The sequence below is a fragment of the Serratia sp. (in: enterobacteria) genome (assembly GCF_051654945.1).
Classification (GTDB): domain Bacteria; phylum Pseudomonadota; class Gammaproteobacteria; order Enterobacterales; family Enterobacteriaceae; genus Chania.
On sequence record NZ_JBOFZA010000081.1, the window covers coordinates 287,778 to 314,700 of the forward strand.

23 protein-coding genes and 1 pseudogene are annotated in these 26,923 nt (G+C 47.1%); 12 read left to right on the forward strand and 12 right to left on the reverse strand.

All coding sequences use genetic code 11. From position 1 onward, the window contains the following. The first annotated feature begins 35 nt into the window (after window positions 1–35). The 3 genes from ACRDCA_RS17755 to ACRDCA_RS17765 all read left to right on the forward strand — a co-directional run bounded on the left by ACRDCA_RS17755 (window position 36) and on the right by ACRDCA_RS17765 (window position 3,275). Window positions 36–752, forward strand: a complete 717-nt coding sequence (locus ACRDCA_RS17755) for an RNA ligase family protein (protein ID WP_438690725.1) — start codon at window positions 36–38, stop codon at window positions 750–752. Next, the gene (locus tag ACRDCA_RS17760; protein WP_438691001.1) at window positions 733–1,851 is read left to right on the forward strand and encodes an AAA family ATPase; all 1,119 of its coding nucleotides are present in this window, start codon (window positions 733–735) and stop codon (window positions 1,849–1,851) included. Before ACRDCA_RS17755 ends, ACRDCA_RS17760 begins: the two co-directional genes overlap by 20 nt. A gap of 332 nt (window positions 1,852–2,183) precedes the next feature. Then, window positions 2,184–3,275 (forward strand): IS4 family transposase, encoded by a 1,092-nt coding sequence (locus ACRDCA_RS17765; RefSeq protein WP_438690726.1) that lies wholly within the window; start codon window positions 2,184–2,186, stop codon window positions 3,273–3,275. Between the two features lie 111 nt (window positions 3,276–3,386). Here the strand turns inward: ACRDCA_RS17765 and ACRDCA_RS17770 are convergent, their stop codons facing one another. Beyond that, a complete protein-coding gene (locus ACRDCA_RS17770; protein WP_438691002.1) occupies window positions 3,387–3,965 on the reverse strand; it encodes a YiiX family permuted papain-like enzyme in 579 nt (192 codons plus the stop codon). Window positions 3,966–4,246: 281 nt separating this feature from the next. Between ACRDCA_RS17770 and ACRDCA_RS17775 the strand changes: the two genes are divergently transcribed. The 6 genes from ACRDCA_RS17775 (at window position 4,247) to ACRDCA_RS17800 (ending at window position 10,582) form a co-directional block, all read left to right on the forward strand. Beyond that, window positions 4,247–6,151, forward strand: a complete 1,905-nt coding sequence (locus tag ACRDCA_RS17775; RefSeq protein WP_438690727.1) for a methyl-accepting chemotaxis protein — start codon at window positions 4,247–4,249, stop codon at window positions 6,149–6,151. Between the two features lie 238 nt (window positions 6,152–6,389). Beyond that, entirely contained in the window at window positions 6,390–7,535 is a 1,146-nt protein-coding gene (locus ACRDCA_RS17780; RefSeq protein WP_438690728.1) for a transglutaminase domain-containing protein, read from the forward strand. 7 nt (window positions 7,536–7,542) lie between these two features. Further along, window positions 7,543–7,869 (forward strand): hypothetical protein, encoded by a 327-nt coding sequence (locus ACRDCA_RS17785; RefSeq protein WP_438690729.1) that lies wholly within the window; start codon window positions 7,543–7,545, stop codon window positions 7,867–7,869. Beyond that, the gene (locus tag ACRDCA_RS17790; protein ID WP_202728990.1) at window positions 7,866–8,156 is read left to right on the forward strand and encodes a heavy-metal-associated domain-containing protein; all 291 of its coding nucleotides are present in this window, start codon (window positions 7,866–7,868) and stop codon (window positions 8,154–8,156) included. Before ACRDCA_RS17785 ends, ACRDCA_RS17790 begins: the two co-directional genes overlap by 4 nt. A 432-nt stretch (window positions 8,157–8,588) precedes the next feature. Beyond that, window positions 8,589–9,266, forward strand: a complete 678-nt coding sequence (locus tag ACRDCA_RS17795) for a helix-turn-helix transcriptional regulator (RefSeq protein ID WP_438690730.1) — start codon at window positions 8,589–8,591, stop codon at window positions 9,264–9,266. Window positions 9,267–9,277: 11 nt separating this feature from the next. Then, window positions 9,278–10,582, forward strand: a complete 1,305-nt coding sequence (locus ACRDCA_RS17800) for a cytosine permease (RefSeq protein WP_438690731.1) — start codon at window positions 9,278–9,280, stop codon at window positions 10,580–10,582. Between the two features lie 697 nt (window positions 10,583–11,279). Here the strand turns inward: ACRDCA_RS17800 and ACRDCA_RS17805 are convergent. Genes ACRDCA_RS17805 through ACRDCA_RS17820 form a run of 4 tightly spaced genes read right to left on the reverse strand, consistent with a single transcriptional unit; the run spans window position 11,280 to window position 16,200 of the window. Beyond that, window positions 11,280–12,344, reverse strand: coding sequence for a fimbrial protein (locus ACRDCA_RS17805; protein WP_438691003.1), 1,065 nt, complete (start codon window positions 12,342–12,344; stop codon window positions 11,280–11,282). A 14-nt stretch (window positions 12,345–12,358) separates the two neighbouring features. Next, on the reverse strand, window positions 12,359–14,851 hold the full coding sequence (locus ACRDCA_RS17810) for a fimbria/pilus outer membrane usher protein (RefSeq protein WP_438690732.1): 2,493 nt from the start codon (window positions 14,849–14,851) through the stop codon (window positions 12,359–12,361). A gap of 15 nt (window positions 14,852–14,866) precedes the next feature. Further along, the gene (locus ACRDCA_RS17815; protein ID WP_438690733.1) at window positions 14,867–15,562 is read right to left on the reverse strand and encodes a fimbrial biogenesis chaperone; all 696 of its coding nucleotides are present in this window, start codon (window positions 15,560–15,562) and stop codon (window positions 14,867–14,869) included. Between the two features lie 53 nt (window positions 15,563–15,615). After that, a complete protein-coding gene (locus ACRDCA_RS17820) occupies window positions 15,616–16,200 on the reverse strand; it encodes a fimbrial protein (protein WP_438690734.1) in 585 nt (194 codons plus the stop codon). 414 nt (window positions 16,201–16,614) lie between these two features. On the opposite strand from ACRDCA_RS17820, the gene ACRDCA_RS17825 reads away from it, so the two are divergent. Continuing rightward, window positions 16,615–17,418, forward strand: a complete 804-nt coding sequence (locus tag ACRDCA_RS17825; RefSeq protein WP_438690735.1) for a winged helix-turn-helix domain-containing protein — start codon at window positions 16,615–16,617, stop codon at window positions 17,416–17,418. Between the two features lie 3 nt (window positions 17,419–17,421). Next, window positions 17,422–17,910, forward strand: a complete 489-nt coding sequence (locus tag ACRDCA_RS17830; protein WP_438690736.1) for a hypothetical protein — start codon at window positions 17,422–17,424, stop codon at window positions 17,908–17,910. Between the two features lie 175 nt (window positions 17,911–18,085). Here the strand turns inward: ACRDCA_RS17830 and ACRDCA_RS17835 are convergent. The 3 genes and pseudogenes from ACRDCA_RS17835 to pth all read right to left on the reverse strand — a co-directional run. Next, window positions 18,086–18,704, reverse strand: a pseudogene (locus ACRDCA_RS17835) (phage integrase central domain-containing protein); the annotation flags it as partial. A gap of 170 nt (window positions 18,705–18,874) precedes the next feature. Then, a complete protein-coding gene (ychF, locus tag ACRDCA_RS17840) occupies window positions 18,875–19,966 on the reverse strand; it encodes a redox-regulated ATPase YchF (protein WP_025121136.1) in 1,092 nt (363 codons plus the stop codon). A 1,154-nt stretch (window positions 19,967–21,120) separates the two neighbouring features. Further along, window positions 21,121–21,711 (reverse strand): aminoacyl-tRNA hydrolase, encoded by a 591-nt coding sequence (pth, locus tag ACRDCA_RS17845; RefSeq protein WP_438690737.1) that lies wholly within the window; start codon window positions 21,709–21,711, stop codon window positions 21,121–21,123. A gap of 362 nt (window positions 21,712–22,073) precedes the next feature. Between pth and ychH the strand changes: the two genes are divergently transcribed. Further along, on the forward strand, window positions 22,074–22,352 hold the full coding sequence (gene ychH / locus ACRDCA_RS17850) for a stress-induced protein YchH (RefSeq protein WP_438690738.1): 279 nt from the start codon (window positions 22,074–22,076) through the stop codon (window positions 22,350–22,352). Between the two features lie 180 nt (window positions 22,353–22,532). On the opposite strand, the gene prs is transcribed toward ychH, so the two are convergent. The 4 genes from prs to ACRDCA_RS17870 form a co-directional block, all read right to left on the reverse strand. Next, the gene (gene prs / locus ACRDCA_RS17855) at window positions 22,533–23,480 is read right to left on the reverse strand and encodes a ribose-phosphate diphosphokinase (protein ID WP_002211240.1); all 948 of its coding nucleotides are present in this window, start codon (window positions 23,478–23,480) and stop codon (window positions 22,533–22,535) included. Window positions 23,481–23,646: 166 nt separating this feature from the next. After that, window positions 23,647–24,513, reverse strand: a complete 867-nt coding sequence (gene ispE, locus ACRDCA_RS17860) for a 4-(cytidine 5'-diphospho)-2-C-methyl-D-erythritol kinase (RefSeq protein WP_438691004.1) — start codon at window positions 24,511–24,513, stop codon at window positions 23,647–23,649. Next, window positions 24,513–25,133 carry a lipoprotein insertase outer membrane protein LolB gene (lolB, locus tag ACRDCA_RS17865; RefSeq protein WP_438690739.1) on the reverse strand — a complete coding sequence of 207 codons (621 nt, stop codon included), beginning with the start codon at window positions 25,131–25,133 and terminating at the stop codon, window positions 24,513–24,515. The genes ispE and lolB overlap by 1 nt, the downstream gene beginning before the upstream one ends. A gap of 237 nt (window positions 25,134–25,370) precedes the next feature. After that, the gene (locus ACRDCA_RS17870) at window positions 25,371–26,516 is read right to left on the reverse strand and encodes a porin (RefSeq protein ID WP_438690740.1); all 1,146 of its coding nucleotides are present in this window, start codon (window positions 26,514–26,516) and stop codon (window positions 25,371–25,373) included. Window positions 26,517–26,923 lie beyond the last annotated feature (407 nt).

Here is a 26,923-nt window from a genome sequence, read left to right on the forward strand (position 1 = left end):
GCAGGCCGATAACACAATGAATAAGAAGAAAAGTTATGGAAATGCAGAAATATGGTCGGACGTACCATTATCCGTTCTCGCTGGGGACCACCAGTGACGATCGGATCAATAAACACTATTGGCAAGATATACAGCTCATTGATTCTCTTATTCACACCGAAAAACTCGATGGTGAGAATAACTGTCTGAACCAATACGGCGTATTCGCGCGATCCCATGCGGCACCAACGGTGTCTGCCTGGACGCGCCAGATCCGCCAGCGTTGGCAGCTGATTAAAAATGACCTGGGCGATATCGAACTGTTTGGCGAGAATCTGTATGCCACGCACTCAATTGAATATCGCGGCCTGGAGCAGGATTTTTACTTATTCGCGGTGCGCTGCCGGGATATGTGGCTGAGTTGGGAAGAGGTGAAGTTCTACGCGGCATTATTTGATTTTGCCTGCGTACCCGAAGTGGTGCAGAACGTGCCGCGTCGGACGGAAAAAGAATATCGCTTGGCGATCCTTGAGCAAGTAGGTGGAGAAGGCAGCTTTGCACCGTACGATGTGCATACTGGCCTGCCTTGTACCATGGAAGGGATCGTCACCCGCAATGCGGCTGAATTCCCGGTGGCGCAATTTGCCCACCACGTTTTTAAATATGTGCGCAAAAACCATGTGAAAACCGACCGCCATTGGACGGTGAACTGGCAACGAGCCCGTATGGCGCATGAGTATCAGCAGGAGAGCGATCGTGTGGCGATTAAGTGAAGATAAACAGTGGCGCAGGCTGGCGGAGAGATTTCGCTGGGTGGCCGATATGCATCAGGTGCCGCAAGATCCCCGTCACCATGCAGAAGGCGATGTGGCAATTCATACCCAGCGGGTGCTGGCGGCACTTACCGAAGCGGTGGAGTATCTGGCGCTGCCAGAGCAACAGCAGGAAGTCGTCTGGGCCGCAGCGTTGTTGCACGATGTGGAAAAACGCAGCACCACGCGTGTTGCGGACGATGGTTCGGTGACGTCGCCCAACCATGCCAAGCGCGGGGAACTGACTACACGCGCGATTTTATATCGGGATATCGTGACGCCGTTTCAACTGCGTGAACAGATCGCGGCCTTGGTGCGCTTTCATGGTTTACCGTTGTGGATCATGGGGCGTCCATCGCCGGAGCGGGCGTTGTTACTAGCAGCGTTACGGTTAGACACGCGGTTGCTGGCGATATTGGCACGGGCGGACGTGATGGGACGTGAGTGCGAAGACCAAAACGGTTTGCTGGAGAGTATCGAGCTGTTTGAACTGTTTTGCCAGGAGCAGCAATGCTGGGGGCAGGTGCGTCCTTTTGCCAACGATAACCATCGTTACCACTATCTGACGCATTCGCAGGCCAGCGTGGATTTTGTTCCCTACGAGCAATTTCAAAGCCAGGTGATCCTGCTTAGTGGCTTGCCGGGAATGGGCAAAGATCGCTATATCGCCGAGCATGCCGCGGGGATGGAGGTCATCAGTCTGGACAATATCCGCCGCCAGCATCGGTTATCGCCTGCCGACAAAAATGCGACCGGTTGGGTCGTGCAGCAGGCCAAGTTGCAGGCTAAAACATTGCTGCGGCGCGGTGAACCCTTTGTCTGGAATGCGACCAATATTACCCGGCAACTACGCGGTCAACTGGTTGAGCTGTTTACCGCTTATGGCGCAAGGGTGAAGATTGTTTATCTGGAAGTGCCTTACGCCCAGTGGCTGCGGCAAAATGCCGATCGGGAATATAGCGTACCGGCCGAGGCGATGGCTCGCATGCTGAGTAAATTGGAGATCCCGCAGGCGGACGAGGCGCATGAAGTGGAGCTACGGGTGCAGGACGCCAGCTAACCTCTGCCAATATCCCCTCACACCAACCCTCTCCCAAAGGGCGAGGGAGCCAGTTCGTCGTTGCGGTTAGATATGGTAAGCAATCTGAGGCACGTTGGATTAGCACATAATAGTCATTAGGCACAGGAGCTAAGTTATAGCACATACAGTCCCCTCTCCCTGTGGGCTGAGGTATCCCCAGAAAAAAGTGAAAGGCACGATAAAGTGTGATCTACTGGTTGCGCTAACAAAACAGAAGAGACCTCATCGTGCCTTTACAAACAGTTTGCCAGAAATTTTTCTCCGAGTCTTTACGTGGTATCCATTCCTTTCGTATTAAGGGACTTACTGATATGGCCGCTGCACTCTGCAACGGCGCTGACCTGACGCTAACCAGCATCGGCCGCATGCTTCCAGGCAAGGCCCACGTCAAAAATAAAATCAAGCGCGCCGATCGAACCCTCGGTAATACCGCTCTTCATCGCGACCTTCCTCGTATCCAGCAGTTGCTTACCGGTGCTATCACATCATTGATGCCGTTCTGCGTTATCGCTGTCGACTGGACTGGGTGGCACGATAAAAACTGGCACTTGTTGCGAGCCAGCTTGATCTGTGATGGTCGTTCATTGCCGCTGATGAGCGAAGTGGTGCCTGCCAAACTGGCACAAAACAGTCAGGTACAGTGCGCCTTCCTCGACCGCCTGCATGCAGCTATTCCCGCCGGAAAATCCGTCACGATAATCACGGATGCCGGCTTCAGAACTGACTGGTTCAGACATATAAGCCAACTGGGTTGGTTTTTTACAGGTAGGGTCAAAGGCGTTATCTGCTTCTGTCCTGAAGGAAGCAAACACTGGATGAAAGTCAGTGAACTTCAGGCAGAGGCTAGCCCCCGGAAAGTCGGCAATGGTGTGCTTGCGCGTAAACCTAAACTCCCTTGCAGTGGCAGCCTTTATCTGCAAAAGCGCCCATCGGCAGGGCGGCATGGAAAAGGGACGCAGTCAAAAACAGAAAAAGAACATAGAAAAAGTGCGCAGGAACCGTGGCTACTGTTCAGCAACGTGGAAGGTCTGGAGCCCGCTCAGATAATGACACTCTATAGCCGTCGGATGCAGATAGAGCAGAACTTCCGTGATGAAAAGAGTCACCGCTTCGGGTATGGGATGAGGTATGGGCGGAGTCAGGGCAAGGGGCGGCTGGAGGTGCTGAGTGTTGTGGCGGCCATGGCGAGCCTGGTGATGTGGCTGACGGGGTATATGGCAGAAAAGAAGCAACTCCATCGACATTATCAGGCAAATACGGTGAAAGACAGGAGGGTCCTGTCATATCTGAGGCTTGCCTGGGAGATATTACGAGACCGCCCCAGAATAGTGAGAAGGATAAAAATAGTTAATGCACTGAAAATGTTAGGAAAAGAGTACAGTAATATGGTCATGGGATGTTGACCATATTACTGGGGATCACTCAGCCCTGTGGGAGAGGGTTAGGGTGAGGGACTTATTTTATTGAATATTAAGAATTTTCATGCATCATTAGATGGCTCGACCAATAACCCATTAATTGGCGATCACCGTGACCAACAGCGGTGATTCAAACATCGCCTTGGGTGAAATAACCGACTCATCCCAGGGGATTTGCGTTTCGTAGCGCTCCAGTAGTTTCTGCTGCACCGCGCGAGCGCCAAAGTTAAATTCACGTACTTTTTGCAGCTTGCCGATTTGTATCCCTAGTGCGCGTTGGTAAATCTTCCACACCAACTCCGAGCAATATAGCTTCTCATCTGACCAGGAAAACTGCATGTCGTAGGACTTCCCGGCAAAGCTTTTGGCCTGCTGGCGTATTTTTAATTGCGCGGACGGCGTCATCACTTGCTCGGCGTTCTTCAGCCGTTTGACGACAAAATGCTTCTTTTCTCCCCGATCGATCCAGGCGGTCAACGGCGTATATTTCACCGTCGATACCGCTTCGAATACGTAAGGTTTGCCATCACGCAGCACAATGATCCCCATATGGCTGTAACGTGAGCCGGTGGCTTGCTGAACCGCCAGGCTTTGTACCGAACGGGAAGTGTGGAAAATAAGGTCACCATCCTGCAAAACAGGCAGTTCGCGGGCTTGGCTGACCAGCACGGTCATCAGGCCGATAGTGAGAAAGAGAGTCGCCCACAGGCGTTTGCTAAAAATCACGTTCAATCCCTCGAAGTTAGAATCTAGCCAGTTTATCGGGGCTGTGTGAAGTGAGAATGAAGTGGTAGAGTGCGGCGGATGGGAAGTCGCATCGGCAGCGCGCATGTTGAAATAAAAATAATGATATATATCAATATAATAATAACAATTGCATCATTGTGGTTAAAGGGTGCTTAAAGCAGGCCGATAGCTGTTCTATTGATGTTGTCACCAAAATAGGACGAAGCCGGATGTTAGGGATCTACCGTATATCGATGAGGATGAAGCTTTTCATTGCTCTGTTTCCACTGTTACTGGCTTTATGCTGGTTTGCCGGTTCGGGTATGAAAACCCGTATCAATATCGAAAGTCAGATGGATGTCATCGTTCAGCTAACGGCAATTACGCGTGGCGCAGGGGATGTGGTGCATGAACTGCAAAAGGAACGTGGCATGAGCGCAGGTTACCTGGGCTCTGGCGGTGGGCAGTTTCGCGCTGAACTAGCGGATCAACGTAAACTGACAGATGCGACTATGACGAAATTTAGTCAACTGTTAGCTAAAACGGATCGCAGCGCATTGAAAGGGATTGATACATCGGCGATTCAGTTATTTAACGACCAAACCCAGTTACTGAACGAGGTGCGTAATAACGTCAGCCATTTAAAGACCGCGGCGCCGTCGGCTATTGGTTTCTATACCAAGACCATCGCCCAAGTGCTGGATTTTGTCGGTGGTATTGGGCATTTGACAACATCGGGCAAGATCGGCCAAGAATTGTCAGCTTATTACAGCCTGCTTAACCTGAAAGAACAGTCGGGTATAGAGCGCGCATTACTCTCAGGCGTTTTCTCTAGCGATCGTTTTGGTGATGGGCAATTCCGCCAACTGAGCGATGTGGTGGGAAAACAAGAAGCCTGGCTTTCTGCGACCCGTCGTTTCAGTACTGCGGAGCAGGCGGCGGCGCTTGATGGTGCATTGCGCTCTACGCCGGCTGCTGATGCTCTTAAGCTTCGTGAGATTGCGCTCGTTAAAGCCGCAACCGGTGGATTTAAGGTTAATCCTACCGATTGGTTCAAGGCTCAGACTCTGCGCATTGAAGTGCTGCGTCAAATAGAGAATCAAACCGCAGGCACGTTACAAAAGCATGCTGCAGAGTTGTCACAAACGGCGCGTGGCGAATGGATGGCTTTCCTATGCATCAGCCTTCTTTCCCTGGCTGTGGCATTGGCGATAGCCATCATCGTTGCGCGGAGTATCCATCTGCAACTGCAAGGAACGCTGAAAACGATTGGTGAAATGGAGGGGGATTTAACTCAACGCCTTAGCGTGCCGGGTAGTGATGAGTTGTCAGCATTGAATCATGCCTATAACCAATCCATTGAAAACATTCAGCATATTGTTAAAGAGATTAAATCCGGTTCGGAGGTGCTTCACCATACTAGCGGTGATATTGCCGCTGGCAATCAGGATTTAGCGCAGCGTACTGATGAACAGGCGGCATCTATCGTTGAAACTGCGGCAAGTATGGAACAAATATCCACGGCGATCTCCCAGACTGCAGATAACGCCCGCGAAGCTGAACAACTCACGCAGGCGATGGAGCGCGATGTCATGCAGGCGAATCTCGTGGCAAATGAAGCCAGCCAGAGCATGGCGGAGATCCGTAACTCCAGTGAGCAGATTGCACGTATCGTGGCCTCTATTGACGATATCTCTTTTCAGACCAATTTATTGGCACTCAATGCTGCGGTAGAAGCCGCTAGAGCTGGCGAGTCTGGAAGGGGATTTGCGGTGGTAGCGAGTGAGGTGCGTAATTTATCACAACGTTGTGCTAAAGAGGCGAGTCAGATCCGTGAGCTGATTAATCAAAATATGGAAAAAATTGCGGAAGGCGTCGCCCGGGTTTCGGCTTCGGGGATCGCACTAAAAGCGGCAGCCGATAATTCAGGACTGATGAAACAATATGTTAGCGATATCGCTCAGGCCGCCAACGAACAATCACTGGGGGTGGGGCAAGTACATCTGGCTTTGAATCAACTTGAACAAGTCACACAGCAAAATGCGGCTTTGGTTTCCCAAGCGGCCAGTGCCAGCCAGGTACTGGATAACCAAGCGGCAGTGATGACCAAATTAGTGAATCGATTTATCGTATAATCTTCTCGTTGCAAGGGCGGTGGGAGTCATCCCGCCTCCGACTCGATCTTTTACTCCTTAGCGCATTTTCATTATTCTTGAAACGTCTCCACTTTCCTGCATGTCGTTTACTATATATTCCCTGATGTCTTTTTGTGTAAGCGGTATGTCGTTTTGTGCTGCCTGGGCGCATACTATTGCCCTCCCAAAGGCGGTGGGCAAGGCTTTGGCGTTATCTGATAATAAAAAAGGAACTGTGATGAAAAGGCGTAATTTTCTCAAGGGTGCGGCGGCGTTATCTTCTTTTGGGCTGATCGGCCCGGTCTGGTCTGAGTCGCGTAAAACTGACATCCCAGCGTCAACCTGCGTAGACAACAGAAGACGTTTTGTGATGACGCAGACCTATCAACTGAAAGCACCAGCAGGCTCCGAAGGTAAGGCTAATCTGTGGATCCCGGTTCCGGTGGACACCGCCTTTCAGCAACTGAAGCACATTTCTTTTTCTGGTAACTATCAGCAGGCCTATCTCACGGCGAATAATAGCTACGCGGCTAAAACGCTGTTTGCTACCTGGGCGGACTCCAAAGGGCCGATGGAGCTGAAAGTCGAAATGCTGATCGAAACTCTGGACTGGGAGCCGCTGAAGGGCAACCAACTATCCGAATGGCACCTGCCACAAACCGGGCAAGTGATCCCCGCAGAGGTGCAGCCTTATCTTAACGCGACGCCCCATATCCCGGTGGACGGTCTGGTAAAAGAAACCGCGTTGAAGATAATTGGCGATGAGAAATCCCCACTGCAACAGGCGCGGTTAATCCATGAATGGGTAAGAACCCATATGCATCGCGACGATGCGGTGATTGGCTGCGGTACCGGTGATGTAGGGCAAATCCTTAAAGCGGGCAAACTGGGCGGGAAATGTACCGATATCAACTCGGTGTTCGTCGCGTTGTGTCGTGCCAGCGGCATCCCCGCGCGTGAGATGTTTGGTATCCGCCTGGGGGCAACCCGCAAGCTGGAGAGTTATTCGAAGAAAGCATTTGGCAGCGCTGATGAGCAGGGCGTGGCGAAAGTCAGCGGAGGGCAGCACTGCCGTGCGATGTTCTGGCTGGCGGGTTTCGGTTGGCTGCCGGCCGATCCGGCCGATGTCACCAAAATGCGTCTGACAGAGAAAAAAGAGAATGGCGATCCCGCCGTGGAGGCCGTCAGCGAATATCTGTTCGGCAACTGGGAAATGAACTGGGTTGGCTTTAACTACGCCCGTGATTTTGCGCTTTCGCCGCAAGCAGAGCAGGGCGATCTTAATAACTTTGGTTACCCTTATGCCGAAGTGGATGGTGACCCGTTAAACTTCTACGATCCTGCTGAGTTCAGCTATGACTATGTCTCTGTCGAGCAGCGTTAAGGGGAGCGTGGCTACGTTGTTGGCGGCGTTGCTTGCCGCCGCAGCGTCGACACTCTGCTGCCTGGGCCCACTGTTGTATCTGGTGTTTGGCATTTCGGCCGCCGGGCTTACGGGGATCCCGGCGTTATCCTGGCTACAGTGGCCGATGATAATTCTCGCTGTTGGGCTGATGCTGCGAGGGTTTTGGCGGCTATATCTGTCGCCACGCCCGGTCTGTGTGAATGTCGTTAGTCGTCGGGTGCTGGTTTGGCTTTACTGGCTGTCGTTACCGCTGCTGTTGGCATTGATGACTTATCCCTATGTATTACCTTGGTTATGGGAAATGATGGAATGAAAAAGCGTATTTTTCTGCTGCTGGCGTTGGTGCTGATCGCACCACGGCTCTGGGCGGAGAACCAGAAAGTGACTATCGATATCAAGGCAATGACCTGTTCGCTGTGCGTTATCTCCATCAATAAGGCGTTGCGCTCTACAGATGGGGTGATCAAGGCGAAAGCCTCGCTGAAAACGCATCAGGCCGAGGTGATTGTGCCCGAGGGGTTTGATAACCAGCTATTGTTGACGGCCATTTCCCGTACCGGGTATAGCGGAGAAATTCAGGGCGTAGTGCCAGCGCCGTAATTACCGATTAGTGGCTTTATCCAGGGTTTAGCCATTGTGGAAGTAGTGCGTGAGGCTGTGAGGGTTCCAGTGGCTTATACAACACATGGCAACACGGGCAGTGATTTTATTCGAGTACGTTGGCTCCCCCAAGGAATATTACTTTGGGGGAGTGATTAATTTGTGATGTAACTCACATATTAATGTCAGATTTAAAGTCTGTAAGGCGAGCTTTTTTAAGTGATTTATAATGTTATTATTTGAGGGCCGCATCACGCCTAATCTTAATTGCTGCAATCATGGCGTTTCCCTGATGTTGGCTAATCACAAATCTTACGGAATAAATTACATTTGTATATACGTATTTATTACGTAGTATGATCAATTTGCCGCTTGCTTGAAAGTTCAAAATAGCTAATGTATCCTGTCAGGGACACCAGTGGAGGGTCGGCTATGTTCTACCATATTAAAAATAACCTGGAAGAGCTAATTCCTTATCTTGAAGCAACCAGCATTCCATGGGGCATCAAAGATCTTGAATCCGTCAATGTTTACATGAATGAAGCGGCGGCGCGGTATGCCAATATCCCCAAAGGATATGATATTGTTGGCCGGCTTGATAAAGAGGTTCCTGTTGATTGGAGCGAACTGGCCGATGAGTACACCAACCAGGATCTGCTGGTTATCCAAAATAAAACGGATGTGCCGGTCATAGAAACCAATTACTGGAATGGTGGCGCCTATTTATCACCGTACATTGGCGATAAGTATCCCATCTTTCTCGGTGATAAGGTGGTAGGCACTTTGTGGTCTTCCCGGCCCTTTAAACTGCTCACGCCAATGAATTATTTTAGAAATGAAAAGGCGCGATTTGTCAGTTCATTGGCGCCGACGGAATTATTTTCCCCCACAGAGCTTAAAGTTATATTTTTCCTGATACAGAGATACTCAGCTAAAGAAATCTCCAGGATTTTAACTATCAATACCCGAACGGTAGAACGTCATACTTACACCATCTACCGAAAAGCGAAAGTTTCGAGCCTGTATCAGTTCATTGAGTTTGCCTTGGTCATCGGGCTGGACTGCTATATACCCGAAGAGTTTATTGTGAAAGGTGTTAAATTCATTTAAGGATAACCATTGTGGCTGAAGGAATAGATGAATTCGCGTTAAGGCGCGTTCCCCGCAACAAGCGGTTGCCGTTTATAGGTGTCGCTCTGGTCCATGCTGGCATGCTAACCGCGCTCGATCAGTTTATGTTAGGTGCCGCATTAGGGCATGGCATGTCAATTCTTGATGCCTACACCGCGATTTTTATCGCCAGTGTCATCTGCGGCGTGCTTACCTATGGCATGGGCGTGGCCGGTATGAATGAGGGCATGTCGTGCAGTTTGCTGGCGAGATGGTGCGGTTTTGGACGTATCGGATCGGCGTTGATAGGCATCGTCATTGCCGTCAGCCTGATGGGCTGGTTTGGTATTCAAACGGCGATATTTGGTAAATCACTGGATTTCGCCTTGGGCGGGCATCTGGGTTTTAATGCCGCCGCAGCCATTGCGGGCATAGCATTGACTATCCTGGTCGCTATTGGCTTTCGCGCGCTGCGTTTCATTGCTAAATTCGCCATTCCTCTCTTTATCGCTGCAATCTGTTATATTTCATTTCTCACGCTCTCTGGTCATGACATTTCGGGGTTAATACTGATAAAGCCAAGTGGTGAGGCTATCAGCATCAGCACGGCCATCACGATCATCATTGGCTCCTACACTCTGGCGGCCCTGACAACGCCGGATATCACTCGTTATCTCAGCAATAAAAAGCAGGTATTGGGTGTATCGCTCATCACCATCATTGTGGGTGAGTTTATTGTCAACGGGCTGGCGATCACGCTTGCCAGGGTCATCGGCTCTTCTGATGTGGTGACTATCATGTCCACCGCCGCCGGTGGGATTGGTTTATTGATCGTGATTTTCTCAACGCTGCGTGTCAACGACCTCAACCTTTACTCTTCTTCCCTTGGCCTGGCAAATGCGATTGAATGCCTCTTTGGCATCAGGCTCAATTATATTGCTACCACGTTGGCGATCGGGGCGGTGGGAACCACATTGTCAATTTTAGGTATTCTAGACCAATTCATTGGTTTCCTGGAGTTAATGGGCATCTTGTTCCCGCCGATCGTGGGCATTATGTTGGTTGAGTACTATTTCGTTCGTACCTATAAAAATGCGTTGGATAGCTCACGGACTACCGAAGCATTGCCCGACCATCAAAATACTCCCAGTATCGTTTGGCCAGGGATCATTGGCTGTGCATTTGGGGGCTTCATCGGTTTCTTTATTGAGGTAGGCGTTCCGGCGATCAACTCTCTAGTCGCCGCCAGCCTGTTTTACTATTTGGTCACGATCTTGGCGCGCAGGTTCAGGCCAATGGTGAAGCAAGCTGCCTAAACCTGAGATATAACCTTGTTAGATGCATATAAAAATCCACGCAATGGCGTGGATTTTTATATAAGTAGATCGTAACTGCTATTGAACAACGCTTCATAGTTGGTACTCACGGCATGTTCTCTTTTCGATAGTTATCCGATAGTTGATATGGCTCCGTTATCCTATAAGGGAGGGCCGGGAAGGTGATGACTTCTCGTGTAGCGAGCAAGCCGTTTTCATTAAATCAGCCTAGTTAACGCTTGGTGAAGCGCAAGGATAGGTGGTTATGGCGCATGTTTTTTTGCTCGGAGCGTGGTAGTTAGCCTGCTGTCAATAAGGTGACGAGTTTGAGTTGACTGCGGGGGGACCAGTTCGTAGCCGCAAGTTGAGTTATATTGCATGAAGGAACAATTGCTCAAGTGTTGCATACACCATATGGCTGCGTTGGTAAAGGTTTTGTTGAAAACGTTCGCTCCCCCAAGGAATATTGCTTTGGGGGAGTGATAAATATGTGATGTAAATCACGTGTTTAATTTAGCTGAAAATAAAATGTGCACCTGTGCTTGCATAACTGAAATTAGAATACGGTGCTTGTTCACAAGGATATCAATGCAGCGTTCTACTTTTTTATTTGTGGAAGCTTTTCTCTTTTTACCCATTATATAATTTTGATGAAAATGTTACTGATGTTACATTTTATCATTCAGTGAGGCGTTCTTTATGGGTAAATGATATTTAATGTGGCAGATGTATTTATTTTCCCCTGGGTGATTTTTTCTTTATCCCATGCGTAATAATATACTGCCATTGGAATTGAGAAATTATCGCTTACAGAGCGCTCAGCCGTAACGCTATAAAGTACCGTTGCCATACCTCTGCTGGTGTTTGAGGTGGAAATTATAACTGGTGCGTGCGGTATATCCTGCAGAGTCAAACGTAATCCAATGCCTTTTATTCCAGATGCACTATTGTCCACGAGCACTGAGTTATCGGATGAGAGCAATGAATTACTTGACAAAAATATTTCTATTGCCCGGTCTGAAGTGCCAGTTTTGCTTATATCCTGACATCGAATATTTAATATGAAAGGTGTTAGTCCTGGCTGGTGTGAGGAGATAATCTGGCTTATTCCTAGCGTGGGGAGATTGACCGTCAACCCAGCATTAATAAATGAACAAGTGGTCTGTTTCGGTGAATATTTAATTATCATGGGTTGACCAAACATGTCGCGTGTATCATAAGGCCACCTAAAACCGTTGAAAAACCATGTAACCATTTTTTGTAGTTGCTCAAATGGCCATGCTAATGTTTCTAAAAAAGACATTCCACTAAGATCACTCACGAACAAAACATCATATAGGTTTGCTATTTCTCCTGTGATAGCCATTCCTCCTTGATTTACCAGTGTAAATCGTACGTTGAAACGAGTATTTAACTCTGAAGCAGTATGCCATCCATTCGATGTCAAAGTAACGTTTGAATTAACACTCGTTATTTCTGCCCGGACCATGTGTTTGTTATTATTGAATCCAAGAATGGTTGGGTGATTTATATTATTTGAGAGTATGGGAGTATATGCAAATTCACTATTACGTGTTGTACAATAAAAAGAGCCAGTATACTGAGTAGTGAACGTCCCCGTCCACTCTGGTGTAGTCGCGTTTAGCTTGTCAGATAAATCGACATTTATGGGAGCGGCATAGCTTATGCCATTACCTGAGCAGGTTGCATAGCTAGTGCTGCTGACAAAAATAAGTAGTATCAGAAGGAGAAACTTCACTATTATCGTTCCTGTTTTTACTTACAAATAGCAGTAGGTGAATTCAAACCAAATACGGGATATGCTATGTCACAGTAACTATCACGTATCCTGACTCTCAGGAGTCTTGGTGCATTTTCTGCACGCAGATAGAGAATGCTCGCTTGGCCGACATAACCAACGGAGGTATTATCTTCATTAAAGACTTCAGTACCGAAAGGTAGGGGAGTTTGATCAGACCGTGTTGCACGAAGTTCCCATGTTTGTCGTTTATCTGTTTCAAAATGTAGATAATTAATTGCGCCATCGTATGGTGCGCTATTTGCCATGTTTCCAATTATTTCAGCTCCTGAATGGGTGTCTGTTACAGCCAGCGTAACTGAGTTTTTGCGATAAGGCGTAGCATAAGGTACAAGTGCCAGGCCCTTATTATTGGTAATGATGCTTCCATCACCATTTATCATTAGCCCTGAGGCTGCAGGTGCTTCTACGATAGTCATTGTATTGCTTACTTCATTAGAAGTAAGAACATGCCATGGGAAGGCTACAATGCTTCCCCGGCTGCTAAGCCCTGACTGTCGAAAATTCGCTGACTTGCTGTATGATGTCCCCAGTGTAGAATAGTTTGATCTATATGTGGCATTAAAAGTTGCCATGTTATCACCATCATTTGCGTGACTTCCGGATAGAGAATAAGTTAAGCGGTTAGACTCCATAGCTGTACCGCTTATACTAATGTTACTTTGTTCATAATGAGTGTCACTGGCAGAAAGACTGGAACTTATCCAACCAATTTCTTCAAAAAGTGAAAATGGCAAGCTTAATGATGCATAAATACGAGTTTCTTCTTTTCCTTGAACATATCTTACCCGGCTGGAAGATATGGTGTAGCTAGATTTCCCTAACGAATTGGAATATCCCATTTGATATTCAAGTTTTTTTTGTCCTGAACCCCAGTAATCGCTGCGTGTGCCTGAGAAAAATACAGTCCCCCATGAGTCAGTCAGACGCTGGTTTAAGTTGAGTGTAAATGTATTTTTAGGCCGTGTAGTGAGTATTTCTCCCGTTGTACTAACAGGAATATCTGTCGCATTATAAATATGATCCTCATAATCTTTATAGCTTCTATTCAGAAGATGATAATCCTCATGTGAATAAAGTGCATCGTTGAAACTATAATATCCATTTGTTGAATAACGATAAGCCGCTAGAGTAAAGTTTGTCGCCGTGGCATCGATAAATTTACTATAGGCAATCCTATAGCTTTGCCCGCTATTCGTATCATTATCTAGCTTCGTGTTTGCATGGGTGAAATCTATTGAAACTGCGCCGAAAGGAAGGTTCCAGCCAGAACCGAACAAGCTAGCCTGATAGTTATCACTAATGATAGCCCCCGTGTAACCCGTAATTAGATTATTGAAGCCATAACTGAGTGTCCCTTGAAAAAAAGAAGGATTGGTATCAATAGTGATCTGGTTTACTTTTCCTGCGATAATACCGTATTGAGTCACCCCTGCTTTTAACATACCTGGCACAGATGAAAAAGGCACAGTGAAAGATTGTTCTGTCCCATCAGATTCACTAACGACCACCTGGAGATCCCCTGCGGAACCCGTTGGCTGAATACTATCCAGGGAAAATTGGCCCGGCGGTACATTCTCCTGGTAAATGATATTGCCGCTCTGGATTACTTTAACGAGAGCATTAGTACGTGCGACACCATGTATCACTGGAGAAAAACCCTGCTGAGAATTAGGACGCATTTTCATCTCGGAAGTAATTGAAAATCCGCGGACCCTAAAGGAGTCAAAGAGCTCTCCGGGTGTAAAGAAATCACCGAAAATCAGATTTGATTTCAGTTCAGCAATGGGTTTTCGAAAGTAACGGGTATTATTTTCCCATTTGCCTTCGTTATTGGTACGCTTACTCCACGTACTGTTATCACGAAATTGCCAACCGAGCAGATTAACTCCGGAATTAAGGCCAGCATAGAAATCATCAGTATTGACTTTTGGGCTAATTTTAGTTTGCGTACTGTAGTAGGTCATATTGTATGAAAGTTTTAGTGCAGGGATGCCTTCATCCCAAAATTGTGGGGGAACATAGCCTTCTTCGGTGCGAATTATCGCTGCTTGAGGAACCGTAAGTTTTACACTTAAGGTGCTTGGATCTGTTTCAATATGTCCTCCCTGGACCAAATCATGCAATTGTACCTGACCGAATGCAGTAGAAGGTATAGGGATATTTTGAGTATTAATTCCTAGTAGTTGTGAATCTTTCCAGCCGAGACGGATATCATCTCGTTCTTTGCCGTATATGACATCATAGCAGCCTTTCCAGTTGCCATTCACGTAGATATTTATTTCATGTTTACCAACTGGCATTTCATTGTTTTCATAAAAGCGAGAAAGATCAGATTCACTAGATGCTCCAGCAAGTATAGAGGTATCGAAGGTAATGGCACTTGATTTGTACGAAAATAGAAGCGGACATATAACCAGCAGATAAAGTTTGTTTTGTATCATTTGCATAATGAAACATTCCTATCACTGGCTGTTGATAGTGTAGTATTTATATGCTCCCTGGTCATCAACATACATGACCGAGTACATTTGACCTCGTTCTATATTTTTTTTGGTTAAAGCGATTTTATGTGTGAATGGTGAGATCATCAAAGACTCATTCAGTAACTTGTCTTTTTGAATATTCTCTATATTAGCAATAGTAATATTAAAAGGGCTTTCATTAATGATACGGAACTGTTTTTCTTCTGAGATAAATTTTAGTTTAGACAATGCGCTATCAACAGAGCCATTTAAAACCGCAGGGCGATAAAAAAGTTTTATACGAGACTTGATCGCAAGCTGTACAGTATTCTGACCGTGTAAGTTTTCTGGGAACGGTGGGATATCCAGTACATTTAGAAAGAAAACAGATTCACGATCTGTTGGCAGTTTCGCTGGTAACTTTTTGATACGAAGATGTTGACCATTATTAGGGTTAACCTTTATTACTGGGGGGGAGAGCAAAAAGGGTACATTTGCAGTTTCTGGGGTTGATTTTATGTCCCCATCATCGATCCATGATTGTACTAAAGCAGGAGAATCACCATTGTTAATTAATTGAACGATAACTTCTTTACTCTTTTCATGATAAAGAATTCGCGTGCCATTGATCACTATATTAGCATGTGTATTGGTAATGCTTAGAAAAAATACAGCCAGTAAAGTTGCTTTATGCATGATTATAACCTTTACTTCAGACTCTGCTTTTGCAGAGTCTGAATGGGTGAGAATTACTGATATGAGATGGTATAAATAACATTCGAACTTAATGCCCCCACCGTGGCGGCAGTGACATTTGTCTTATAGTAGTAAACATCAAGAGTCAGCGTCTCTTCATCTGCTGTTGTTGCCGCTCCTGTAATAGAGGTTGTATATGGCTGATTAAGAATAATTGGTATGCCAGAATTTGGCGCTACAAGTGAGAAGCCAACATTGCGTGCTACGCTTAAATCGCCTTCGTTAACGGAATTATTTAACAGATATTTCCCATCAGTTGAAATGTTATCAGCAGAAAAGAAGTGAATCTTCAAAGGGGTACCTGTTATGCCTGCTGCTGGCGTACATTCAGAGAATGTCATTGAAAATGATTTTTTATTTTTGGTGATAAGACCTACAGTATTTCCTGCTTCTTTAATTGTAATTGGAGAGAGTGCTACAGTAAAGTCAGCACTTTTACCTCCATTAATTGTACATGTTGTATCCGTAATAGCACCACTGAAGTTGATAACGCCGCCAGCAGTATTTTCGGCAGCAATTGCATTTGCTGAAGAGATAACTGCTGCTAGTGCAGATACGGTAATGAACTTCTTAAACATAATAAACTCCGTTCAAATGATATCAAGTAATATGGGGATGCCGCGGAGAGTTGATTCTTTCGCACCGATTTACCATTTAATTTAAAATATGATTAAAAATGCTCTAATCAGAAAAATCATAGCAATATGCATAACGATGAAACGACTCTGCTTCAATGTGAGTATGATGCAACAAAAAGATACACATCAAAACATTATACTAATTAATTTCAATAAACGGAATTATAATCTACTTTTTTAATATAAATTACTATTACTATCTGCTTTGTCTGATGTAGCTAAGTATAATAATGATTTAATAATCATTAATTAATCAGGATATATAACTTTATTGCAGTCAACGAGTTGACTCTACTTGACGCATAATGTTTTGTGGGTATTATTTCTCCTATACACAAGCTCGTAAGGATATTTATGAAGTACCTCATCGATCTTACAATGCTTTACGAAGTTGATACCGGAATTATTATGATTAATGGAGAAGCAGAATCATCGATACGCTTATCTAACCAAGGTGCAAGGTTGTTATACCTGCTAATCATTAATAATGGACATGTAGTAGAACGTGATGACTTGATAATGAAAGTATGGGAAGATCATGGCTTCATAGGTTCTTCAGTGAGTCTAAATGTATCTATAAGTGAAATAAGGAAAGCGTTTCGTCACCTCGGATGTGACCCCATGCTGATTAAGACCATTCGTGGAAAGGGGTTCTGTTTGGGGGCGAATGTTGAGCATCACACACTGAGGGTTTCTGATAGTCAAAAACAGGTGGTGGAAAAAACACCCCTCAATAAAAATTTCTTCATTAATATCAGTTGGCATTTTTGTTTTCAGCTTTTACGGCAGCATGTATGGAGGAAAAGGGTATTCTTCATCAGTGTTTTTATAGGTATAACTACATTTTTTTTGCTTATTAGAAGAGATGATTACCTATACTCAGAAGGTTTTAATCAACATTTTCTCGGTAAGATTAGTGAATGTGCCGTGTATTTTGTTGGGAAAAATAAGGTTGAGCCAGTAAATGATTATCTGGATAGGATAAGAAAAATGATTGCTGATGAACATATTAACTGTCAATTTTCTGGTACCGATGTTTACTATTCAAACTTTGTGAAACACCGGATTGAAATTATTTTTTTAGGTGTTTGCTATTGGAATAAAGAGAGCCGTGACTATAAAAATTGCACATCCTACAGGAACATGACAGGACTTTAGATAATGGCTGATAAATTATTAAAAACAATATTTGTAATAATTGTGTTGATTTCCAGTGTTTGTGCTGTCATCTATTATTCTATCCGTGATGGATATCATTTTGATGATTTTCGTTGTCAGTCAGATGTCGTTGTACGTAAAACTTATCCATCTGCTGAAGATGCAGAAATACGTATGACATCTTTTTTCATATTTAATAATTCTGGAATGGCGACTATCATTCATAAAGGAATAATGACGGAGAGGGGGGGAGGCTATCTGATTAATAGAGATTATCAGGTTAGTGTGGATAAAGTCGCTGGTACGAATATTTTTAATATAACAAATGTGAAAATGACTAAAACTCCAGAGGATTTGGCTCCTGATTTTATGTTAAATGAAATGGTGTTAGGAGGTACAAATTTTTTCTCTATCTCTCAGGTTAATGAGCAGGTGACATTAATTCAAGGGCTCGTACTACCTGTTATGGTTTGTGTTGATATGTATACCTGAATTTTAGTTAATCTTTTCAATGTAGTGAGTTCCATTACGGATAGTTGCAGTTTTTTTAATTGTTGTAGGTGGTCCGCTAGTCAAAGTTATAAATTATTTTCTTAGAAATTTAATTCCTCAAGATGGAGATTTTCTCATCAGCAGCTAAATAGCCGATCCTGATACCGCTAGAGATTGCATTTGGGCTATAAGTACCACACCAGCCGAAGCTTTTAAGTCGCTGATGCAGAGAGTGCAATGTTATTGGACCTAACGGATTATCCCTGCCCTGAAAAAGATGCTACCGATCTTGTAGCGTTCTGAGCATTTTGACAGGTTGTGAGAGTCACCACTGCCAGCTAGAAATCAGATGAAATGGTGCGTCGGGCTTCAGCGGCATCGGCCAGTGCTCGGCGTTTAGCCGTTTCCTGAAGAATTTTTAAAATATGGTGCGGGGTGATTTCTCTGACAGGAAGCTTGCCGATAGCGGGGAAGACAACTCATTACAGCATATTTAGGCGGCGCGTTTTGGTTATTTCCGCCTGGTTTTTCATCTGCAACCACTCTTTAGCGATAAGCTCAACGGTGTTGGATGCGCCGTTGACCCTGCGGATCTTATCTAACCACGAGTCTGTGCTGGGTTGACTCCCTCTGCAACTTGCTTTCATAATTGCTCGCGTTTCTCCCCGCGCTTCAGCGAGTTAACCGCTGGATATTCATCTGACGCTACGCCTTTTTGCCGTTGGGTTTAAGTCATTGCGCTGGTAAAGCTTTTCTTTGGCTTTTGTTGTGAGGTAATACGTATTGGTGAGCATAACGGTTTATTGTACCGTATTGCACTCGTCTGTGTACTCGAGTTTAACTGCGCTTCTACAATATTATCTGAGTCGCTATGAAAAGAAAAATCCACGCAATTGCGTGGATTTTATGAGCTTTGTCAGTCTTTGTGAGGCTCGCTGAAACCTCATGAGACAACAGATTTTATTTAGACGTTAAACAAGAAGTTCATCACATCGCCATCTTTAACGATGTAGTCTTTCCCTTCTGAACGCATCTTGCCGGCTTCTTTGGCACCTTGCTCACCCTTATAGGTGATGAAGTCTTCAAAGGAGATGGTCTGTGCGCGGATAAAGCCTTTTTCAAAGTCGGTGTGGATTTTACCGGCTGCTTGCGGGGCGGTGGCACCTACCGGGATGGTCCAGGCACGGACTTCCTTCACGCCAGCGGTGAAGTAGGTTTGCAGGTTGAGCAATTCGTAGCCTGCGCGGATCACGCGGTTCAGACCCGGTTCTTCCAGGCCCAGCTCAGCCATAAATTCGGCGCGGTCTTCATCTTCCAGCTCTGCAATGTCGGATTCAACGGCGGCGCAAACGGCAACCACAACGGAACCTTCCTCGGCAGCAATCTTGCGTACCACATCCAGATACGGGTTGTTCTCAAAACCGTCTTCGTTGACGTTGGCAATATACATGGTTGGCTTGAGAGTCAGGAAGCTGAGGTAGCGGATCGCGGCTTTATCTTCGGCGGTCAGATCCAACGCACGTAACATGCCGGCGTTTTCCAACTGCGGCAGGCATTTTTCCAGCGCAGCCAATTCGGCTTTTGCGTCTTTATCGCCGCCTTTGGCTTTCTTCTGCACGCGATGAATGGCGCGTTCGCAGGTATCCAGGTCGGACAGGGCCAGTTCGGTGTTGATGACTTCGATGTCGTCTGCCGGATCCACTTTGTTATTCACGTGGATGATGTTGTCGTTCTCAAAGCAACGCACTACGTGGCCAATGGCTTCGGTTTCACGGATGTTGGTCAGGAACTGGTTACCCAGGCCTTCACCTTTGGAAGCACCTTTTACCAGGCCCGCGATATCAACGAATTCCATGGTGGTGGGCAGAATACGTTGGGGTTTGACGATCTCGGCCAACCGATCCAGACGCGCATCGGGCATAGGTACCACGCCGGTATTGGGTTCAATGGTGCAGAACGGGAAGTTGGCTGCTTCAATACCCGCTTTGGTCAACGCATTGAACAGGGTGGATTTGCCTACGTTAGGCAGACCGACGATACCGCATTTGAATCCCATGTTTATATCACCTTAAATATCTTAACTATCAACAGGTTAACATTATCCTGCTGCATAAAGGACGAAATTATCCCGCCATTATACACGTAATGGGCCGTTATCTCGATCTGCCCGTTGCTGCGTACCTACAGACGGACTCAAGCCGATGTCTGCGGATGTGCAGGCAGCTTAGCTGCAGTAGCATTTTATGCGGGGGTTGGTGACCAGCATCGGCAATAGGAGATTATCGCCAATAATGAAGATTAGTCTGATCAATGACTCTCGGCTATTTATTGCCAAAGGAGGGTGTTTGATTATAAAGGCACTTTTTGCATAAGGTTATTCTCAGACATTTCTTTTATCATCTGCGGAAACAACATGGCAACATCTCATAATAAAGCCCGGAGTTACTGGGGATAAAGAGTTTCAAAACATTAGCCAATATACTTTACTTGCCTTATCGGTGACTATCTATGGTTGATGGGGAAATTCATTAATTTCAAATAAATCATTGGTTGAAATATGATCGCAATTTAAGCTTGCTCTCAATGAATCATCTTTTCACTCCTCGGTTTTTTAATACAACCCTTTGTATTTAATGTGATTAGATATTATCTAGGAATTTTCCTTGTGATTGAGGTTAAAGATTAAACAATTTAATATATAACCATAAGGGGGGGATCTCCATAAAGTATTCATAGGTCTTTTTTAAGAGAATTATCCTGTTTTATTCTAGGATATTTCCATGTGTTTATAAGTAATATCCTAATTATATCGAGTTAGATTTGAGTAAGGGGCGATAAATTTACCGTCAAGTATTGTTGAGTGTATTTTTTTAAGATATTATCCGCGTCTTATTAGCTAGAACATTTGAATTCAAGGAGGAATTTATTCCATGAATGGGATTGATGTGCTTTCGGCACCGGTTTTATTATTACTCTCAGTTATTTCTTTTATTATTCATTTTCGTAACGAGCGGAAGAAGAGCCTGATTGAACGGCCTTTTTTCTCTGGAAATACGGACTTGAAACAGAAAACATCGCCGGATGTGGTTGATGTTGCTACGCAAAACAGTGTACAGACCACACAACCGTGCTGTACTCGGAGGTTATGCCGTTATTGCCCGATAAGTAGCAGGCCAAGCAAGCGATAGTCGCACCACTTGGCCTGACTGCTTAGTTGGTCGCTTTAAACGCATGTAAACGATTCATGGCTTTAGTCATACCTTCCTTCAGCAAGATTTCTGTACAACGTAGTGACTCATCGATGGCATCATCTATCAACGTTTGCTCTGATGCTAGTGGCTTACCCAGCACAAAGCCCACCACCTTGTTTTTATCACCTGGGTGGCCTATGCCAATTCGCAAGCGATAAAAGTTCGGGTTATTGCCCAACTTGCTCTGGATATCCTTGAGGCCATTATGCCCACCGTTGCTGCCGCCTAATTTGAGTTTGGCTACCCCTGGTGGTAGATCCAACTCATCGTGGGCTACCAGTATCTCCTCTGGCAAAATTCGGTAGAAGGTGGCCAAGGCACCCACGGCTTTGCCGCTCAGATTCATAAAGGTGGTAGGGACCAGCAACCGAACGTCGTTACCGGCCAGATTCAGGCGTGCGGTGTAACCGAAGAATTTACTCTCTTCCTTCAACGGTTGGTTGTGGCGCTGCGCCAGTAGGTCAACATACCATGCGCCGGCATTGTGCCGTGTCTGGGCATACTCTGCGCCCGGGTTGGCCAGGCCAACAATCAGTTTGATACTGCTCACAAGAGATTCACTATGCTAGATAAAGGGAAAGGGCGTGCCCGTTGCCTTCCAAGTTGCGATCGCCGGGGGCAGGGCGGCGCCACTCGAAATTTATAGGCCGTTAGTGTACCTGCCTGCGTCAAGAATGACAAAAAACTGGCGAACCGGCCGCAAATCGTTGGAAAGTGAATAATACATTAGTAAAACAATTCAGTTATCTCGCTAACTTTTAACATAAAGTAAAGAATTGTCAGCCTTTTGTTGCCATTTGTGATCGCTCACGCAATACCCTTGCTTTAATAAAGACTATACTTAACTTATCAAAGCGGGTTAACGAGTTATCAGTTTCCCCTTGTTGGCAAATGGCACTCTGGAGGTGGCATATGAAACGTAAAAACGCTGATGTCATTGGCAACGTTTTAATGGGATTGGGTTTGATAGTGATGGTTGGCGGGGTGGGATACTCCATTCTGGCTGAAGTATCACGCTTTAATTTGCCGCAGTTCTTTGCCCACGGCGCCATCATGAGTATTTTTATTGGCGCGTTGTTGTGGCTGGCCGGTGCACGTATTGGTGGGCGCGAGCGAGTAGCCGATCGCTATTGGTGGGCAAAACACTTTGATAAACGTTGTCAAAACAACCCGCGTCGCCCGTCTCATTGATTAACCAAGCCTAAGGATCTGGCTATCATAGGCAAGGGAGCCTGGCAGTATAAGGTTTAAGGCTATGTCCCACATCCCGTAAAAAACCCGTTGTTGCTCACGCTTCAACGGGTTTTTTGTTTCTGAGATGTTCACCCGAACGGTGTGGCGCAGCAGAAGTTAACCGCGCCAGAGAGGGGATTAATGCTCGAACATCGCAGAAATTGACTCTTCATTGCTGATACGGCGGATGGCTTCAGCCAGCATACCGGACAAGGTCAGGGTGCGTACGTTTTTCAACGCCTTGATCTCTGCCGACAACGGAATGGTGTCACAAACGATCACTTCATCAATCACCGAGTTCCTGATGTTATCCACGGCGTTACCGGAGAAGATCGGGTGCGTGGCGTAGGCAAATACGCGCTTGGCACCGCGTTCTTTCAACGCTTCAGCTGCTTTACACAAGGTACCACCGGTATCGATCATGTCATCGACCAGCACGCAGTCACGGCCTGCCACGTCACCGATAATATGCATCACCTGAGAAACGTTGGCGCGTGGGCGACGTTTATCAATGATGGCCATGTCGGTATCGTTAAGCAGTTTGGCGATCGCGCGGGCGCGCACGACACCACCGATATCTGGGGAAACCACGATCGGGTTCTCCAGGTTCTGTTGCAACATGTCTTCCAGCAGGATCGGGCTACCGAACACGTTATCTACCGGGACATCGAAGAAGCCCTGGATCTGCTCGGCATGCAGATCGACTGTCAATACGCGGTCAACCCCTACGCTGGAGAGGAAGTCGGCAACAACTTTGGCAGTGATTGGCACACGCGCAGAACGCACGCGGCGATCCTGACGGGCATAACCGAAGTAAGGGATTACAGCAGTAATACGACCTGCGGAGGCGCGACGCAGGGCATCAACCATAACAACCAGTTCCATCAGGTTGTCGTTAGTCGGTGCACAGGTGGACTGGATGATGAAAATATCACCGCCGCGTACATTTTCGTTGATTTGCACGCTCACTTCGCCGTCGCTAAAACGACCTACAGCGGCGTCACCAAGGCTGGTGTACAAACGGTTGGCAATACGTTGTGCTAGTTCCGGGGTGGCGTTACCAGCAAAAAGCTTCATATCAGGCACGAGAAGAACCTCAGCATGCGTCCAGAGAAGATATTGTCATACGGCCTTCGCCAAGGGGCAGTTGGCGACACCGACGCAATATACATACGGGTGTGTAAAACTAACTTGAACTGCAGGCAGCGCAGAGATGACAGGCCATTAGCGACCTGTGCAACAACACGTTGAGCTACGGCTCAAACTGCCCGGAACGGATGCGATGTAGTGGTGAGACGTTAACGCCACGCGCTACAAATCCACGCAACCAGGCCGGGGCTTGATTTAACACCTGAAGAGCGGCGGGCTCGGAGTCGAATTCTGCAAACACACAAGCACCTGTGCCAGTCAGGCGTGACGGCGCGTATTGTAACAGCCATGAAAGAAGCTGTTCAACCTCGCGAAAACGTTTTCTTGCGATCGGTTCGCAATCATTTGCGTAAGGTGCCTGTAATAGGGCGCTCAGCGGGCGAACCGGGGTGTCTCTTTTTAATTCGGCATCGGCAAAAATCACCGGCGTGGGGATGCTGACACCAGGATGGGCGACCAAATACCACTTTTCTGCCGGATTTGCCGGCTGTAGTTGCTCACCAATCCCTTCGGCAAAGGCGGCATGGCCGCGAACAAATACCGGGACATCGGCACCGAGAGTCAGGCCCATCGCCGCCAGTTGGTCGTCACTTAAGCCACATTGCCAAAGTTCATTCAGCGCAACCAGCACCGTCGCCGCGTTGGAAGAGCCGCCGCCAAGGCCGCCACCCATCGGTAAACGTTTTTCGATGCTGATGTCTGCCCCGCGATAAGGCGTGGCAATGGCGTGGCTGGCGCAATGCTGTTGCAGCAGACGTGCGGCACGGACAATCAGGTTCTGCTCGTCTGGCACCCCGTCAACGGGCGTTAGCAGCCGGATCTGTTCATCCTGACGGGGAACGATGGTCAGCGTATCGCCGTAATCCAGGAACTGGAACAGCGTTTGCAATTGATGGTAGCCGTCTGCACGACGGCCGGTGATATAGAGAAACAGGTTCAGCTTTGCCGGGGAGGGCCATTGGCGGATCATCACTTGAGCGTCCAGTTATCCATTTTCAGCTTGATGCGTTGGTCGCCCTGTTGCAGTTCAAGGCGGCTTGGTAACGGGATCTTCAGATCGGTGTTGTAATCCTGGTAGGTGACTACCCAAGTCAGATCGCCTTGCTTGTAGGTCAGCTTGTTCAGACGGTATTGGGCATCCAGGCTGAATTCGGTGGCGTCGCCCGGTAAGCCGAGCATCCACTGGCGCAGATTATCCATTGGGATCTCCATGCCGGTGAGCTTGCGGATCATCTCCTGCGGATTGTCGCTGACATAGCGTTTGCCCTGGTTGTCCGTGAGCTGTACCACGTTTTTCTGCACGTTCAGCTCCAGCTCGGTGCTGCCAAGCGGGTTGGTCAGCAGCAGGCGGTAGCGGTCAGGCGTGTATTGTTGCCAGAAGAAGCGGGCATAGACTTTTTTCTGATCGGTCAGGTAAGCAAAAGCGCCGCGCGTCTGATACTGCTCAAGCTGCTGTACCGCTTGTTCGTGAGCGAGCCATTGCGGAGATGTCGGGCTGGTTGCCGGGCCTGGCTTGGTGAGGGTACAGGCGGTCAGCACCAGGCTGGCTAATGGGATCAGGCGAAGCAAACTGACTTTGCGGATAGGCATAACGTTTTGTTGTCCTTTTGTCCTTGCGGGGCAGTGCGGGTTAGCATTTCTGCCACCACGCTAACGGGCGAGTGGCGTAACGTCAATAATACCATGGCGCAAAAGCCTTGCAGCAAGGGCGGTATCTGACGTGTGAAGGAGTGTAATCGATAGTGAGAGTTTTTGGGTCGGAAATCTGTGGGGCACGGCCTATGGTTAAACGGCGCCCCTATACAACAAGGGGCGCGTTTTGACGGATCAGAAATCGTAACGCAAGCGGACCACCGTCATATCACCGAGATTATCGGTGCTGGAGGTCAGCACATGCTCAACGTCAGCGCGGAAACCGTAGTCGAACTGGAAGGAGATCCCCAGGCCATTATCAATACGCTGATAATCGCGGCCAGTGGTGTACTGCAGGCGGTCACCCATAAAATAAGGCATGATGGATTGCACCGCATACTCGCCGACCGGGAAAGTGTAACCGGCAAAGTATTCAATCCCCCAGGCATCCCCGGCGAAGTAGTCGTTCACATCTTTCTTCTTGGTCGTCAGGTAATTATCATACCAGCCGCCGCCGAAGCTGAGTGTCCAGTTGTCCGGCTTCCAGCTCAGTGCAGTACCGATGATGTTCTGGTTGTAGTCTTTGCTGTCGTTACTATTGGGGTTACGCATCTCGGCACTGGTGTAGTTCCAGGCGGTGCCCCAGGTCAGGTCTTTGCTCAGGTGATAATCCACACCCAGTGAACCGCCGCCCTTGCGCTTATAGCGCAGGCCGTTACCCGGCAGGTATTCGTCATCGTTGAACAGGTAGGCGGCGTAGATATCGGCGTTGCCCACGGCCTTTTTATATTTCAGCATGTTGCGTGAACGATAAGAGCCGTCATAGTCGCCGTTAATGCCGTTGCCTGGCGCCTGGGCCAGCATGTCGTAATCCCAGATATCGGTTTTAGCCCCGACGACGTCATAGTAAACGCTGTTTTGCTTACCAAAGGTCAACTGGCCCCAGGTTTTGCTTTTCAGGCCGGTATACAGCATACGGCGTGAGGTGTTGTTGGCACCCTCGGCATAGTGGTTATCCCAACTGAACAGCGCCGGGATGTTGACGCCTAACTCGTAATAGTTGATCCAACTGATATCGTCGAACAGGTAGTAATCGGTGGCGAAGCGAAAACGCGTGCCGCCGTCGAAGCCGTTGCGCTTATACGAACCTTTGTCACCGTCGCCGGTCATCATGTTGAACTGGGGACGAATACTGCCACCAACGGTGAAGGTGAGGCGGCTGAGGGGATCGCCTGCCTGCGGATCTTGCTTTAACAATGTGATTTCGCCATGTGCGGCAAATGCACTACAACCCGCTATCAGGCCAGCGGTAACCGCCTGGCTTAATCTACGTAATTTCATCAATACATCCCTTCCTACGTGCTGCGACAACAAGATATGAAAACCAATCCATTGGTTGAAAACACCCGGGGTTTTCTACTTGACCCACTTTCCTGTTACAGAAAGTGAAAATCTGAAACAGTTTCTATGTAAATGATTACCTTGCTAACTATTTGGTGGGATTATGAAAACAAAGCAAAAAAATAGCAATTAAAACAATGGAAACTGTTACTTGACGCGATTGTCAGCAAGGTGAAATGTTTAATGTTGGGAATGCAAAGGGCCGTCTGGCGTCATATTCAGGCAACCAGCAAGGGGAGTTAGCAAGGATTGAGCTGTGTTTACCCTCGCGGTTGCTGATGAGTTTGAGACCAACCTGGTTTGGTACTGCCGGTTGATTTGCCCCGGCAATACCAGCGATTGGCTGG